The organism is Sphingomonas sp. S-NIH.Pt3_0716 (assembly GCF_003950715.1).
GTDB classification, from domain to species: domain Bacteria; phylum Pseudomonadota; class Alphaproteobacteria; order Sphingomonadales; family Sphingomonadaceae; genus Sphingobium; species Sphingobium yanoikuyae_A.
The window spans coordinates 17,517-31,377 of the sequence record NZ_QLJK01000009.1; the positions used below are offsets into that span (position 1 = coordinate 17,517).

15 protein-coding genes and 1 pseudogene are annotated in these 13,861 nt (G+C 62.1%); 7 read left to right on the plus strand and 9 right to left on the minus strand.

What is annotated here, in order from left to right:
• Positions 1-7: 7 nt before the first annotated feature.
• Positions 8-337 (minus strand): ArsR/SmtB family transcription factor, encoded by a 330-nt coding sequence (locus BRX37_RS09070; RefSeq protein WP_004210516.1) that lies wholly within the window; start codon positions 335-337, stop codon positions 8-10.
• Positions 338-620: 283 nt separating this feature from the next.
• On the opposite strand from BRX37_RS09070, the pseudogene BRX37_RS09075 reads away from it, so the two are divergent.
• Positions 621-821, plus strand: a pseudogene (locus tag BRX37_RS09075) (tyrosine-type recombinase/integrase); the annotation flags it as partial.
• Between the two features lie 136 nt (positions 822-957).
• On the opposite strand, the gene cydB reads toward BRX37_RS09075, so the two are convergent.
• From cydB to BRX37_RS09120, 8 genes are read right to left on the minus strand one after another with little or no spacing between them, the layout of a single operon-like run.
• The gene (cydB, locus tag BRX37_RS09085; protein ID WP_004210541.1) at positions 958-1,956 is read right to left on the minus strand and encodes a cytochrome d ubiquinol oxidase subunit II; all 999 of its coding nucleotides are present in this window, start codon (positions 1,954-1,956) and stop codon (positions 958-960) included.
• Positions 1,953-3,347 (minus strand): cytochrome ubiquinol oxidase subunit I, encoded by a 1,395-nt coding sequence (locus BRX37_RS09090; RefSeq protein ID WP_010336778.1) that lies wholly within the window; start codon positions 3,345-3,347, stop codon positions 1,953-1,955. Before BRX37_RS09090 ends, cydB begins: the two co-directional genes overlap by 4 nt.
• A gap of 12 nt (positions 3,348-3,359) precedes the next feature.
• Positions 3,360-4,145, minus strand: a complete 786-nt coding sequence (locus BRX37_RS09095; protein WP_010336779.1) for a sulfite exporter TauE/SafE family protein — start codon at positions 4,143-4,145, stop codon at positions 3,360-3,362.
• Positions 4,146-4,148: 3 nt separating this feature from the next.
• On the minus strand, positions 4,149-5,732 hold the full coding sequence (locus tag BRX37_RS09100) for a bifunctional protein tyrosine phosphatase family protein/NAD(P)/FAD-dependent oxidoreductase (protein WP_125986451.1): 1,584 nt from the start codon (positions 5,730-5,732) through the stop codon (positions 4,149-4,151).
• A 37-nt stretch (positions 5,733-5,769) separates the two neighbouring features.
• Positions 5,770-6,180 carry a DUF6691 family protein gene (locus tag BRX37_RS09105; RefSeq protein WP_125986453.1) on the minus strand — a complete coding sequence of 137 codons (411 nt, stop codon included), beginning with the start codon at positions 6,178-6,180 and terminating at the stop codon, positions 5,770-5,772.
• Positions 6,177-6,383, minus strand: coding sequence for a YgaP family membrane protein (locus BRX37_RS09110; RefSeq protein ID WP_125986455.1), 207 nt, complete (start codon positions 6,381-6,383; stop codon positions 6,177-6,179). Before BRX37_RS09110 ends, BRX37_RS09105 begins: the two co-directional genes overlap by 4 nt.
• A 16-nt stretch (positions 6,384-6,399) precedes the next feature.
• Complete coding sequence (locus BRX37_RS09115; protein WP_010336783.1) at positions 6,400-6,849, minus strand: YeeE/YedE family protein; 450 nt, start codon at positions 6,847-6,849, stop codon at positions 6,400-6,402.
• Positions 6,846-7,763, minus strand: a complete 918-nt coding sequence (locus BRX37_RS09120; protein WP_029547584.1) for an MBL fold metallo-hydrolase — start codon at positions 7,761-7,763, stop codon at positions 6,846-6,848. The genes BRX37_RS09115 and BRX37_RS09120 overlap by 4 nt, the downstream gene beginning before the upstream one ends.
• An 87-nt stretch (positions 7,764-7,850) precedes the next feature.
• Here BRX37_RS09120 and BRX37_RS09125 point away from each other — a divergent pair, with 87 nt between their 5' ends.
• The 6 genes from BRX37_RS09125 (at position 7,851) to BRX37_RS09150 (ending at position 13,840) form a co-directional block, all read left to right on the plus strand.
• On the plus strand, positions 7,851-8,474 hold the full coding sequence (locus BRX37_RS09125) for a peroxiredoxin (RefSeq protein WP_125986457.1): 624 nt from the start codon (positions 7,851-7,853) through the stop codon (positions 8,472-8,474).
• Positions 8,471-8,863 (plus strand): ArsR/SmtB family transcription factor, encoded by a 393-nt coding sequence (locus BRX37_RS09130; RefSeq protein ID WP_004210530.1) that lies wholly within the window; start codon positions 8,471-8,473, stop codon positions 8,861-8,863. Before BRX37_RS09125 ends, BRX37_RS09130 begins: the two co-directional genes overlap by 4 nt.
• A gap of 452 nt (positions 8,864-9,315) precedes the next feature.
• Positions 9,316-10,431, plus strand: a complete 1,116-nt coding sequence (locus tag BRX37_RS09135; protein ID WP_125986459.1) for an IS110 family RNA-guided transposase — start codon at positions 9,316-9,318, stop codon at positions 10,429-10,431.
• Between the two features lie 587 nt (positions 10,432-11,018).
• Positions 11,019-11,945, plus strand: coding sequence for a nucleotidyltransferase and HEPN domain-containing protein (locus tag BRX37_RS09140; protein WP_010335843.1), 927 nt, complete (start codon positions 11,019-11,021; stop codon positions 11,943-11,945).
• 225 nt (positions 11,946-12,170) lie between these two features.
• On the plus strand, positions 12,171-12,761 hold the full coding sequence (locus BRX37_RS09145; RefSeq protein ID WP_010335842.1) for an RNA polymerase sigma factor: 591 nt from the start codon (positions 12,171-12,173) through the stop codon (positions 12,759-12,761).
• Positions 12,758-13,840: a FecR family protein gene (locus BRX37_RS09150; RefSeq protein ID WP_278984329.1), complete on the plus strand. Its 1,083-nt coding sequence runs from the start codon at positions 12,758-12,760 to the stop codon at positions 13,838-13,840. The genes BRX37_RS09145 and BRX37_RS09150 overlap by 4 nt, the downstream gene beginning before the upstream one ends.
• The last annotated feature ends 21 nt before the right edge of the window (positions 13,841-13,861 follow it).

A 13,861-nucleotide genomic window follows, 5' to 3' on the forward strand; every position in this document is an offset into this window, starting at 1 on the left:
CGCCTCTTCAGCAGCAGGTCAGTTCGGCCAGCAGCGGCTCGCACAGTTCGGCGCGCCCCTGGCAGCAATCCTTGGCCAGATAGATCATCAGTCCGCGCAGCGCATCGAGGTTGGCGCGCTGAATTTGTTGACGGCCACGCTTCTCGGAAAGCACTAGGCCGGCCTTCACCATCACGGCCAGATGCGTTGAAAACGTGCTCTGGGTCAATCCCGATGCATCCACCAATTCGCCGGTCGACAGGCCATCAGGCTCATGTCGGATCAACAGGCGGAACGCATCGAGCCGCGTAGGATGGCCGAGAGCGGAGAGTATCAAGAGTGCATCGCTGGTGTTCATGCATCGTAATTATCCGATGCAATCAAACCAGTCAACAAGCCATCAATAACTCCCGATGCTTCAATCGTCAGGCTTAAGGGCAGCTTGGGACCAATTGCGAAATGGAAGCTGGCATTCCGAGATTGGCTTGACGCGTGGTTGGAGCGGAAAACCTGACCGTCTGCTCATGGGGATCAAAAATCGCCCCTTGAACGGCCAGTTTGGGTCGACGGCAGGAAGGCGGCAATGCGCCCATCCAAGCCGCTCAATTGGAAAAGTATCGCGCCTACGAGCGGCCAGTCCGGTTACAGGAGTAGGTTTGATGCGAAGCGAGTATGGTACCCATTCGCTCCGGCGAACGAAGGCATCGATCATCTACAGGGCGACCGGCAATCTACGGGCTGTCCAGATCCTGCTCGGCCACAGCAAGATCGAAAATACGGTGCGCTATCTTGGGATCGACGAAGAAGACGCGCTCGCCCTCGCTGAAAATATCGAAATTTGAGTGTTGGCTCCTTGCCTATGGCGAGGGGCCATTTAGCGTAGCCACCAGCGGAGCAGTCCTCCCACAAGCGCCAGCGCGGAAACGCTCGCAGCCCAGATGCCGACGCACCAACCGAGACGGCTCAGCAACAGGCGCATCAGTGATATCCTTCCGTGCCAACCTTGCCGCGAAAGACCCAGTAGGACCAAGCCGTGTATGCCAGGATCACGGGCACCATGATCGAGGCTCCGACCAGCATGAAAACCTGACTGCGGACGGGCGCTGCCGCTTCCCAGATCGTAACCCGCGCCGGGACGACGTCGGGCCAGATCGAGACGCCGAGCCCGACCAGGCACAGTCCGAACAGGGCCAGCGCCCAGAAAAACGGCTGTGCGTCGCGCTTCAACCGCAGACTCCGGTAGAAGAGGAATATCGCTATAAGCGTAGCAAGCGGCACCTGCGCAGTTGCGAGCACGCCGGGGAAGCTCAGCCAACGATGATAGTATTGCGTCTCGAGCCGTAGCGTCGCGAGACTGATGGCGCCGATCATGATGAGCAAGCCGATCCCAAGCCGTCCGGCGTAGGTCACCGCCTGCCGCTGCAGGCCGCCTTCGGTCTTCCAGTTGAGCCAGCAAGTCCCGAGCAGGGCATAGCCGATGAGCAGGCCGACGCCCGTCAGCAGGCTGAACGGCGACAGCCATTCCCACCAGCCACCGGCATAGCTGCGCCCCCGGACCGTGATGCCCTGCAGCAGCGCGCCCAGCGCAATGCCTTGCGCGAAGGTGGCGATGACCGACCCCGTCGTGAACGCCTTGTCCCAGAAGGCCCGATGTGCCGGATCGCGCCAGCGGAACTCGAATGCCACGCCGCGGAATACAAGCCCAAGCAGCATCGCGATCATCGGCGCGTACAACGCAGGAAGGATGATGGCATAGGCCAGGGGAAATGCCGCGAACAGGCCGCCGACGCCCATTACCAGCCAGGTTTCGTTGCCGTCCCAGACCGGCGCGATGCTGTTCATCGCGGTGTCGCGGTCCTGCCCAACCTTGAAGAACGGAAACAGGATGCCGATGCCAAGATCGAAGCCGTCCATCACGACATAAGCGATGATCGCAAAGCCGATGATGCAGGCCCAGATGACAGTGAGGTCGATCATGCCGAAGCTCCCTCGATGATAGCCGGCGCCGGGGTGATCCCCGCGCTGCGGATGGGCGCATCGCCCAGCGGGGTTTCATGCGCCTCGGGTGGCTTCTTCATCAGGTGAAGCAGGTACCAGATACCCATGCCGAACACGGTGAAATAGACGATAACGAATGCCAGCAGCGACGAGGCCACCGCCGAGGCATCGAGCGGCGAAGCGCTCTGCGTGGTCCTGAGCAGCCCATAGACCGTGAAAGGTTGCCGCCCGACTTCCGTCACGATCCAGCCGGACAGCACCGCAATCAGTCCCGACGGCCCCATCAGCACGGCGAAGCGATGCAGCAGCGGCCAGTCATAAAGCGCCTTGCGCCAGCGTGCGATGAGGCTCAGGGCGCCGATCCCGAGCATCGCGAACCCGATGCCGACCATCGCCCGGAACGCCCAGAAGACGATGCCGACGGGCGGACGATCAGCCTGCGGCACCGTATCGAGACCCTTCAGGGGCGCATCGGGGTCGTGCTTCAGGATGAGCGAGGATGCCTTGGGTATCTCGATGGCATAATCCACCCGCTGGTTCGCGCTGTCGGGAATGCCGAACAGGATCAAGGGGGCGCCATGCGGATGGCTCTGGAAATGCCCTTCCATCGCCATGACCTTCACCGGCTGATGTTCGAGCGTGTTGAGGCCATGCATGTCGCCCGCGAAAATCTGGATGGGCGCGACGATCGCGGCCATCCACATGGCCATGGAGAACATCTTGCGCGCGCCGGGATTGCTGCGGTCCTTAAGAAGATGCCAGGCACCCACCGCGCCGACGATAAACGCGGTCGTCAGATAGGCGGCAAGGACTGTGTGAAAGAGCCGATAGGGGAAGCTGGGATTGAAGATGATTGTCAGCCAGCTTGGCCCCGGGAGGAACTGGCCGTTGGCGCCGACCTCATAGCCAACGGGCGTTTGCATCCAGCTGTTGACCGACAGGATCCAGAATGCGGAAATAAAAGTCCCCAGCGCGACTGCAAGCGTCGCGACGAAGTGCAGCTTGCGCCCAACCTTGTTGATCCCGAACAACATGACCCCGAGGAATCCGGCTTCTAAGAAGAAGGCGGTCAGCACCTCATAGGCCATCAGCGGGCCTATAACCGGGCCGGCCTTGTCGGAGAAGATCGACCAGTTGGTGCCGAACTGATAGGACATGACGATACCCGAGACGACACCCATCGCGAACACGACGGCGAATATTTTCAACCAGTAGCGGAACAGATTAGCATAGACGCCCTTGCCGGTCTTCAGCCACAGAGCTTCGAGCACGGCCAGATAGCTTGCCAGCCCGATGGAAAAGGCCGGGAAGAGGAAGTGAAAGCTCACCGTGAAGGCGAATTGCGCCCTTGCGAGAATGATGGCGTCCATGAATATCCCCGTTCAGCTGGCGAACTCGGACCAGCTCTTGAATAGCATGTAGATGGCAACGACGAGCACGAAGACTGCGAAGAGGCTGTTCAACCGGCCCTTTTCGTTGGCCAGCACCTGCGATGCACGGGTGCCGATGACGCTCCCCACAATGCCGCCCACGATGAACACGCCGGCCAGACCCCAAAGGACGTAGCCCGAAAGCGCATAGTTGAGCGCTGTCGTCAGGCCGAAGGCCGCGACCGCAACGAGCGAGGTGCCGATCGCGCGCAGGATGGGCATGTGGGTCGAGGCAATCAGGCCCGGCACGATAAGGAAACCGCCGCCGATACCGAAAAAGCCGGAAAAGGCGCCGGTGCCGAGGCCATAGCCGACGACCTTGCCGACATTTTCCCGATTGCACTGTGCGCCCTCGACGCCCTGGTCGCCGCGACCGCGAAACATCAGGACTGCCACAACGATCATCAGGATCGCGAACAGGAACAGCAGCTTGTGCCCATCGATGCTCTTGCCGAGCGTCGAGCCGCCAAGCGCTCCGACGACGCCGGCAGCGGCATAGATCCCCCCGCATCGCCAGTTCACTGTGCGGGCATGGGCATGGTTCCAGAGGCCGGCGAGCGCATTGGCCGCGACGGCCAGTGCGCTGGTGCCGATCGCCTCATGCGGATTGCGTATCCCCACGAGATAAAGCAGCAATGGCACGGCGAGGATTGACCCGCCGCCCCCGACAAGCCCGAGGACAAAGCCCACAAGTGCGCCCGACAGGCCGCCGAGGGCGTATTGAAGCGGCTCAAGCATGGCTCATTGCGCCGCCTCGATCGCGTGCGGTGCGACCATCCATTCCCGGCCCTTGAGCATGCCATTCCAGTAAACCGGCGGCAGGATGGTGTCCTTGAGGAGCCAGGACAGGCGCGAGGGCCGCGTTCCGTCGATCAGCCAGTTGGGAAAGCTGGGCAGCAATTTCCCGCCGTAGCCGAACTCGGCGAGGACGATCTTGCCCGCCTCGACCGTCAGCGGGCAGGACCCGTAGCCGTCATAGTCTGCGACCGGCGGCTTGCCCTCGAGCGCGGCAAGAACATTGACCGCGACGACCGGCGCCTGCTTGCGCGCCGCGGCGGCAGTCTTGGCGTTCGAGGCGGAGCAGGCGTCGCCCAATGCAAAGACATTGGGATAGCGCACATGCTGAAGCGTTGCCTCGTTGACTTCGATGAAGCCGGAAACTGCCGCGAGGGGGCTGGTGCGCACGAAATCGGGCGCCACCTGGGGCGGCACGACGTGAATCATGTCGAAGCGCTCCTCGACGCGCCGCGTGTCTTCGCCATCCTTACGTTCGAATGTCGCCACCTTTGCAGCGCCGTCGATCGCGACAAGCTTCGATTCAAAGTTCAGGTGCGCGCCGTAGCGCTCGACATATTCCATCAGTGACGGGACATAGGCGGCAACGCCGAACAGCACCGCGCCCGCAGTGTGGAACTGGACTTCGATGTCGTTCAGGACGCCCGCTTTTTCCCAGCGATAACAGGACAGATACATCGCCTTCTGCGGCGCGCCAGCGCACTTGATCGGCATTGCGGGCTGGGTGAACAGAGCCCGCCCGCCCTTGAATTCCTTCACCAGTCTGTCGGTGTAGGGCGCAAGATCATAGCCATAGTTGGACGTCACACCGTTCTTGCCGATCGCGTCAGCTAGGCCCGGTATCGCATCCCAGTCCAGTTTGATGCCGGGACAGGCAACGAGCACACGGTAGCGCACCTCGCTGCCGTCACTGAGGATGACCTTGTTTTCGTCGGGAGCAAAACCCGAGGCTGCGGCGCGAATCCAGGCCACTCGGCTGGGCATGACCTGCGCTTCAGTGCGGCGGGTAAATTCCTTGTTGAACACACCGGCGCCGACCATCGTCCAGCCAGGTTGATAATAATGCACCTCGGAAGGCTCGATGACTGCGATGTCAAGCTTGGGGTTGCGCTTCAGGAGGCTTGAGGCCGTTGATATCCCGGCTGCGCCGCCACCGACGATCACAACATCGTGAACACGCCCGCCGGGTGCCGATTGGTTTCTGGATGCAACAAGTTCATACAATTTCGTGGATCGTGCGCCGGAACGGCAAAAGGCTAGAACCGGCGTAGGGAAACCCGCAAGCGCACCCGCCATGGCTTCGGCATTCGCATCGGTGATTGCCCCCGAGACTGCAGGTATGTGGGCGAAGCTAAGCCCCAGTCGTTCGGCAGCCTCGCCTAGCAGCGCAGCTGCGATCTGACCTGGCTCCTCATTGTCGGGTCGATTGCAGATGATCGCCTTAAAGCCTTGCGCGGCGATCGCGGGAATGTCGGCGAGTGCGATCTGCGGGGAGACCGCGAAATCCCGGTTGAGCGGCTTGATGTCCATGGCTTCTCCTCGCTCCCGCTCCAATGCGGGCCTCTTTTTATTGTGTGATGATGCGGTGTGCGGTCATGCCGGCGAGCATGGCGATCACGAAAATCCCAGCCTCGAATGGTGCGATGGCGAGGTCGGCAAGGGCGGGGCCGGGACATAGTCCGCCAATGCCCCAGCCGATGCCGAACAGGATCGCACCGAGGATCAGTTTTGCGTCGAGTAGGCCGGTGCCCGGCAGATCGAAGGCCTCGCAGGCGATCGGCTTGGGCATCCGTTGCTGGACTCGCCAAGCGAGCGCCATGGGCATCAACGCACCAGCCATCACAAAGGCGAGCGTAGGGTCCCATGCCGCGAACAGATCGAGGAAGGCGCGCACCCGCATTGGATCAGCCATACCGGACACGGTGAGCCCAGCTCCGAACAGGAGGCCGGCAAGCAGCGAGACGGCGGAAGCTTTCACTTGGCCCTGCCGCAGGTCGAAAGACCGAGCGGGCGGTACAGCGGACAGAAGCTGATCGCACTCGTCAAAAGAAATACGACCGCAAGGATCGTTAAGCCGACACCGAGACCCCCTCTGATCGTCCCGGTCCACCAGAGATAGCCGATCACCAGCGCGACGATCGCGCGCAGCATCCGGTCGAATGTTCCCATGTTCCTCGTCATGCCCAGTCTCCCCCGATTATCCGTTGATGAAACCGAAAGCGCGCATCAGTCCGACCGTGGCGAAGCCACTCGTCATGAAGGTCAAGGTGGCAACCATGGATCGGCGCGAGAGTCGGGAGAGACCGCAGACCCCGTGACCGCTCGTGCAACCTGAACCGAGCCGGGTCCCGAAACCGACAAGCAGTCCGGCCATGACCAGTTGCGGGATTGAAGCTGTAAAGCGCGGCTCGACGCCGCTGGAAGCCAGCGTGACGAGCAGCGCTCCCACGGGCAGCCCGATAACAAAGGCGAGCGCGACCGCGCGCGGCGCGCCCCTATCGGCAATGCCCGACGCTCGGGCGAGCATGCCGCTGACGCCAGCAATGCGACCAAGACCGAGGAGCATGATCGCAGCGGCAAGACCGATCAGCAGGCCGCCTGCCAGCCCCGCAACGGGCATGGCATTAGGGAAGCCGGGCAGCATCATACCGCGTTGACCGGGATCTTGAGATAAATGACGCCATTGTCCTCGGCCGGCGGCAAGTGCCCCGCGCGCATGTTCACTTGGACAGAAGGCAGGATCAGGCGCGGCATCGCGAGCGTCTTGTCGCGTGCTTCGCGCATCGCGACGAATTCGTCTTCACTTACCCCTTCATGGATATGGACGTTGGCCTTGCGCTCGGCCTCTACGGTCGTTTCCCAGACATAGTCCTTGCGCCCCTCCGGCAGATAATCATGGCACATGAAGAGCCGCGTCTCCGGCGGCAGTGACAAAAGCCGCATCGCAGATTGATAGAGGGTGCGGGCATCGCCACCGGGAAAATCGGCGCGCGCCGTGCCGTAGTCGGGCATGAACATGGTATCGCCGACAAAGACGGCGTCACCGATCACGTAAGCAATGCAAGCTGGCGTGTGCCCCGGGACATGCAACACCGTGACATCGAGATTGCCGATGCGGAAACGATCGCCATCTTTCCAAAGGCGATCAAAGTCCGAGCCGTCGCGCTCGAAGTCGGTACCGGCATTGAACAGCTTGCCGAATGTCTCCTGCACGATGACGATGTGCTCGCCGATGGCGATCTTTCCGCCGATCTTCTGCTGCAGATAGGGCGCGGCCGAGAGGTGATCGGCGTGGGCGTGGGTCTCCAGATGCCAGTCGACGGATAACCCCTTTTCCTCGACGTAGGCGAGCACCGCCTCGGCTGCGGAGAAAGATGTGCGCCCCGAAGCCGGATCATAATCCAGAACGCTGTCGACGATCGCGGCGCGAAGGCTCTCTGGATCGTGCACGACGTAAGTCACCGTGAAGGTCGGCTCGTCGAAGAACGCCTTGATCTGGGGAATGCCAACCTGAGCGGCAGAGATTTGCGACGAGGCTGCTGCAAGTGCGGAGTCGGTCACGGAAAACCTCATAAATTCATATTTACACATATCGTGTAATTGACTAATCCTCTTGCGTCAAGGGGCGGAAGTGTCGAAGGAAGCGCTATGGAAATCGCACAAAGAACAGAGAGCCGCTCACCGCGCATCGGAGAGATCGCGCCGGATTTCCGCGCCCGCTCGACGGGAGGCGAGATCCAGCTTTCCAAGCTGCGCGGACGCTGGGTCATCTTTTTTTCCCATCCGGCAGACTTCACGCCCGTCTGCAGCACGGAATTCGCCGAACTCGCCCGGTGTCAGTCGGAATTTGACGCCCTCGAGACGTCACTGTTGGGGCTATCCGTCGACAGCCTTTACTCGCATCTGGCGTGGGTCCGGGCGATCCGTGTGACACTGAACGCCGATGTCCGCTTTCCCATAATTGAAGATCCGAGCATGGCGATCGGGCGTGCCTATGGCATGATCGACGAGCAATCGGCCGACAGCATGGCGATGCGCTCGACTTTCTTCATCGACCCTGAAGGCGTCATTAGAGCGATTACCTGCTATCCCCATAATGTGGGGCGTTCGGTTGATGAGATGCTACGGATGCTGAAGGCGTTGAAGGCTGTGAGCAATGCCCAAACCCTGGCTCCTGAAGGATGGCGCGAAGGGAAACCGTTACTCAGTCCCCCATCCGACATTGATGAAGATCGCGAGGACTGGTTCTGCCGCTTCGTGGACGCGCCATGACGGCCGCATTTTACGAGGACCGCGATGCTGCGACCGTCGCATGCGACAAGCTCAAGGTCTTTGCGCAACCTCAGCGCCTCATGATCCTCTCCTGTCTGTTGCGCGGTGAGCGCAACGTGTCGGAAATCGGTGAAGCAACCCAGATCGCTCAGCCAGCACTAAGCCAGCAGCTCGGCGAATTGCGCCGCGCCAATCTCGTTCAAACGCGCAAGGAGGCCAAGTTGGTCTGGTATACGCTTGCCGACGAGGGCGTCGCTTTATGTGTCCGAACGATGGAAGCGATTTTCGGGGGGCTGGGTGAGGTCGACGATCTGCGCCCGCCCTTACATCTGACAAAACGCGCACCATCTCCGGAGGGTGTTGCCGGTTTCGCTCAAATAATCGATTAGAATTACATTGTGCCGATCGACGTAGTGATTGGGCAGGTGTGTTCGAGGCGAGGACTGACCATCAGATCCAACCACCGCGATCGATCGCTTTCCAGCAGAATATGACGTCTACCGGCGCGAATGGGAACGTCTGGCTTTGGTCGGCAGGCGACGCAGCTGAGAGGCAACTATCTCTGTATCTGCGCTCCAAACGCGACCGTCGTCTACCGGCCAGTCTTGCTCGCTTCCTGCCGCTGCATGCTGTCTTTTTAAATGTCCGGTGTCCGACTTAAAGCTGCCTTTGTGATGCCGGCCTGGGAATGACGGCAATGTCCCGAAGCGCGTCCTTCGCAGCAATGTGCGACAAGCGGGTGTTCTCGGTTACCCGCAACCTTTAGACCCCATGACTGCAGAGCCTCGGTGGCTCAAATCTGAGATGCTGATGATGGATTTTTCAGCAGCGGAGGCGAGTCATGGTGAAGGCAGTGAAATATGTTGGTCTGGACGTTCATAAGGAGACCATAGCGGTCGCAGTTGCCGAAGGGGAACGCGGAGGCGAGGTGCGTTTCGTCGGCACGGTCGCCAATGAGGACGATGCGGTCAGGAAACTGGTCAAGCGGCTGACGTCACCGGGCGTGACGTTGAATGTCTGTTACGAAGCGGGTCCCTGTGGGTATGGTTTGCATCGACTGCTGACAAAGCTGGGACAGAATTGCATCGTCATCGCCCCCTCAATGATGCCGCGACGCCCGGGCGACCATGTGAAGACGGACCGACGTGACGCAATGACGCTGGCGCGGCTTTTACGCGCCGGCGAACTCACGGCGATCTGGGTGCCGGACGAAGCGCATGAGGCGGTACGCGATCTCATCCGCGCTCGACGAAATGCGCAGGACGATGCCATCGGGGCCAAGCAAACGGTGCGCAGCTTCCTGTTGCGACACGATCGTCGTTTTGGCGGCAGGGCAGCCTGGACAAAGATGTACTGGCGGTGGCTGTCCGAGCAGCGGTTCGATTTTCCCCATCAGCAACTGGCATTCGAGGAAATGCAGAAGCGGGTGCTGGAGGCGCAGGCACGGGTCGGGCGCTTAGAAGCGGCGCTGGCTGAAGCGGTGGACGCATGGTGTTTTGCGCCGCTGGTCCGCAATCTACAGGTCCTGCGCGGCATCAGGCTGGTCAGCGCCGCGACGCTGGTGGCCGAGGTTGGCGATCTCACCCGCTTCGACAATCCTAAGCAGTTGATGGCGTATGTCGGCCTGGTGCCGTCCGAGCACTCCAGCGGTGCCCGGACCAAACGCGGCAGGATCACGCGGGCGGGCAACGCGCAGGCACGAACCATGCTGATCGAGGCTGGCTGGTCGTATCGACTGCCAGCACGCGAGGAGCGACGCTATCGTGAGCGGGTCATCGAGATGCCCGAGGATATCCAAGAGATCGGGTGGAAGGCACAGGTTCGCCTGTGTCAGCGCTACCGGCGCCTGGCCGCCGCAGGCAAACCACAGCCAAAGGTGACCACTGCAATCGCGCGTGAACTGGTCGGCTATGCCTGGGACATCGCCCGTCGGGTGTCACCGGCGGTGGCTGGCTGATCGACGTACAACGATCGCGAGAGGAGGCGCCAGCGCACCAGCTGCATAGCCTTGGCTGGCGTGCCGCGGGCACCCGACTGTGATGGGCAATCCACGGTATACGGTGGGGCAGGTTCGTCCGACGCCCGAACTTAGACGGAGGATAGGCCCAGCGACGGATACGGGTAGTGCGGTAACCAACCCGCGGATGAGAGCATGATCAATCGTCGTCGATCAGGCGTCCGCGGCACACCCGCCAAGGTCAATGCGAACGCTGGTCTTGCGGCCAGCGAAGGGGTAAACTTGGTCAGTATCTCGGATGGCAGTCATGAGAGCGTATATCTTTGCCCGTTTTATGTGACGCCCCTAGGACAACCTCGGCGCAGTGCCTGAACTCTAATCGGCTGGTCGCTGTCGATCAGTGACGGATCTTGACCCGCTTTTGTAACGGTCGCCTCCAACCTTGTGTCTCCACGCTGTCCCGTTCTATATTTGTGCCGCTTTGCTCGTTGGGCTTGCATTGCAACCGGTACCGCCCATGCATTTGGAGTTCGCACGCTTTGCGCATCGCCGTCCCCTTCCTTGGCAGAGCGCGCCAGGCCTGAGCCATGCGGAGCGATCTCGATCATCTGCCGCTACACAAGCAGCGCGAGTTGGACCTTGTCGTGGAAATGCTGTTCCAGGGGCTTCGCGACGCCACCGTCGCGGCGACGGGGCGGCGCAAGTCCGGCCGGATCCTCAAGATCATATTGTTCGGATCCTATGCCCGCGGCGACTGGGTGGACGCCCCGCTCGATGCCAACCGGTACAAGTCCGACTATGACCTGCTGGTCATCGTCAACCAGAAGGACCTGACGGATCGTGCGGCCTATTGGGACGAGACGGACCAGCGGATCGTCACCGCCTATAATTTCGAGAAGACCCTTGGCACGCCCGCCAATTTCATCGTCCACTCGCTTCAGGAGGTGAACGACGGGCTGGCGCATGGCCGACTGTTTTTCATGAATATCCTCAACGACGGCATCCTTCTCTACGAATCCGACGATCGGCCGCTGAAGACGCCGGTTCCCAAGACGCCGGACATGGCCTTGGCGGCCGCCGAAGAATATTTTTCGAAGTACATCGGTGACGCAACCCGGTTCTTCGATCTGGCCAAGGTCGCGATTGAAAAGGACTATTGTAATGAGGCGGCGTTTCTCCTTCATCAAACGGTTGAAAATCTCTATCAGGGCCTGTTGCTGACTTTCACTTTCTATACCCCTTACGATCACAATATTCTGTTCCTGCGGGACCTTGCCGAGGATATCGATCGCAGCCTCTTCGATGTCTGGCCGCGCGGCACGCGGCGGGAGCGCGCGCTCTACCAGAAATTGAAGGACGCCTATCGCAAGGGTCGTTATTCGCGCCATTACAGGATCAGCCGCGAGGACCTGGAATGGCTCGCCGGCCATGCCGAGGTCCTTGGGCAGCGCGTCCATGCCCTGTGCCAGTCGCGCATCGCCGAATTGCGCAGGGCCGTTACCGATCAGGCTTGAGCCGGCGTCTTGCGCCCTTCGCACCTTTGGCTATCATAGGCTGCGGAGGCGTTGATCGCCGGCACCCGCCTCCCTCCTGTTCTGCCAGGCATCACTACATCCGTCCCTGCGGTCGGGTGGCAGGGGTTTTTATAAAGACCTCGCGCGTCGCTAGCTCTCGCCAACCCCGGACCGTCCCGAGGCGCGACGACTGCTGGCCCGACGAGGTCGTGCGTTTCCATGCCAATGCGACATGCCCGGGCGCTTGCCGGCGAACGCCGCATCGCTGCGCAATCCGCCGACCCGGACCCCGGTGAGGACGCGCACGAGATTGGCGGCAAGGCCAGCAGGATCGAGGGGCTTTACCGGGAAGAGGCCCCGCGCCTCACCCGCTACTTTCGTCGTCGCATCGGCGAGGCGGACGAGGCGCCCGATCTCGTGCAGGAAGCCTTCGCGCGGCTCGCCGCCTTCATGGCGCGCGAGGGCCTGGCCAACCCGGCGCCCTATCTCCAGCGCATCGCACGCAATCTCCTGTTCGAACGGAGCCGCCGCCGCGCGCGCCGCATGGCCGCCGCCCATGTCGCCATCGGCGAGGAAGCCGACATCGCAGTGCCGCCTGCCCAGGAGGAAGCCCTCGCGCATGCCGACCTCATGGCGCGCTACGAGGATGCCGTGCAGCGCCTTCCCGACCGGACCCGCGAGGCATTCCTGCTTCACCGCCTCGACGAACTGACCTATCGCGAGATCGCCGAGCGGCTCGGCATCTCCATTCCCACCGTCCAATATCATGTCGGGCGGGCACTGGCACAAATCTCCACGGCTCTTGAAACCGAATGACACAGATGGATGGATCGCGAACGCCCGAACTGCGCGAGGACGCTGCCATGTGGTTCGCTCTCATGCGCGGTCCCGAAGCCGAGACGCAGCGCATGGAGTTCGAGACCTGGCTTGCCGCCGATCCGGCGCATCGCCAGGCCTATAGCCATATCAGCGAGGTGTTCAGCCTCGGGAAAGGGCTCAAGCCCGCCGTCGAGGTCCCGGATGCACGCCGTCCCGCGAGACAGCCCATGCTGCTTGCCCGGATGATGGGGAGCCCGCTCCTCATGCTGCTGCTCCTTCTTGTGTCCGTTCCCATGCTGGTCGGCCTGACCGTGGCTGCGATGCGCGCGATTGGCCCGGGCCATCCGCTCATCCAGGCGGACGGAACGGGCAGGGCACCGGTCGCCGAGGCGAGCCTCGCCACGTCGCCCGGGGAAGTGCGGGCATTCCGGCTGGCCGACGGATCCCGCCTGATCCTCGATGCCGACAGCCGCGTGCGCGTCATGCTCTCGGCCGAGCGGCGCGACCTGTCGCTGCTGCGTGGGCGGGCGCGCTTTGTCGTCGCGCATGAGCCCCGACCGTTCGTCGTCGCGGCCGGCGGGGGCTCTGTCCTCGCGCGCGGCACCATCTTCGATGTGACGCTTCGTGCCCAGGGCGCTACCGTCGCGCTTATCGAAGGCCAGGTCGATGTCCGCCAGCCCGCCATGGGCACGGCCGCAGGATCGCCCCGAAACAGCGGAGAGGTGACGCGCCTCACCGCCGGCCATGGCATCGCGATCGGTGCGGGGAAGGGGGTGGCGCTTCAGGCAATCCCGGTGGTCCAGGCCGACTGGCCGAGCGACCTGCGCGACTTCAGGAACGTGCCGCTGCGCGATCTGCTGGCGGAGGCGAACCGCTATGCCGACAGGCCCTTGGTCCTGGCCGAGCCCGGGCTCGGCGACCTGCGCGTCTCGGGCATCTTCCGCGTCCGCGAACCCACGCGCCTTGCCGCAAACCTTGCAGAACTGCTCGATCTCTCCCTCGTCCAGGGCCCGTCAGGCATCGCGCTGGGCCGACGCTGCGCTGCGCACGAAAAAAATTCGTGCCCGCCCTCATAAATTTCGCCTGACCGGCATGGA

What these genes read in the sequence shown, in the direction of transcription:
- BRX37_RS09095 (WP_010336779.1), bottom strand. Translation starts at nt 4,145, where the DNA reads ATGCTTGAGCCGCTTCAATACGCCCTCGGCGGCCTGTCGGGCGCACTT.
- BRX37_RS09100 (WP_125986451.1), bottom strand. Translation starts at nt 5,732, where the DNA reads ATGGACATCAAGCCGCTCAACCGGGATTTCGCGGTCTCCCCGCAGATC.
- BRX37_RS09140 (WP_010335843.1), top strand. Translation starts at nt 11,019, where the DNA reads ATGCGGAGCGATCTCGATCATCTGCCGCTACACAAGCAGCGCGAGTTG.
- BRX37_RS09090 (WP_010336778.1), bottom strand. Translation starts at nt 3,347, where the DNA reads ATGGACGCCATCATTCTCGCAAGGGCGCAATTCGCCTTCACGGTGAGC.
- BRX37_RS09130 (WP_004210530.1), top strand. Translation starts at nt 8,471, where the DNA reads ATGACGGCCGCATTTTACGAGGACCGCGATGCTGCGACCGTCGCATGC.
- cydB (WP_004210541.1), bottom strand. Translation starts at nt 1,956, where the DNA reads ATGATCGACCTCACTGTCATCTGGGCCTGCATCATCGGCTTTGCGATC.
- BRX37_RS09145 (WP_010335842.1), top strand. Translation starts at nt 12,171, where the DNA reads ATGCGACATGCCCGGGCGCTTGCCGGCGAACGCCGCATCGCTGCGCAA.
- BRX37_RS09070 (WP_004210516.1), bottom strand. Translation starts at nt 337, where the DNA reads ATGAACACCAGCGATGCACTCTTGATACTCTCCGCTCTCGGCCATCCT.
- BRX37_RS09110 (WP_125986455.1), bottom strand. Translation starts at nt 6,383, where the DNA reads ATGACGAGGAACATGGGAACATTCGACCGGATGCTGCGCGCGATCGTC.
- BRX37_RS09125 (WP_125986457.1), top strand. Translation starts at nt 7,851, where the DNA reads ATGGAAATCGCACAAAGAACAGAGAGCCGCTCACCGCGCATCGGAGAG.
- BRX37_RS09150 (WP_278984329.1), top strand. Translation starts at nt 12,758, where the DNA reads ATGACACAGATGGATGGATCGCGAACGCCCGAACTGCGCGAGGACGCT.
- BRX37_RS09115 (WP_010336783.1), bottom strand. Translation starts at nt 6,849, where the DNA reads ATGATGCTGCCCGGCTTCCCTAATGCCATGCCCGTTGCGGGGCTGGCA.
- BRX37_RS09135 (WP_125986459.1), top strand. Translation starts at nt 9,316, where the DNA reads ATGGTGAAGGCAGTGAAATATGTTGGTCTGGACGTTCATAAGGAGACC.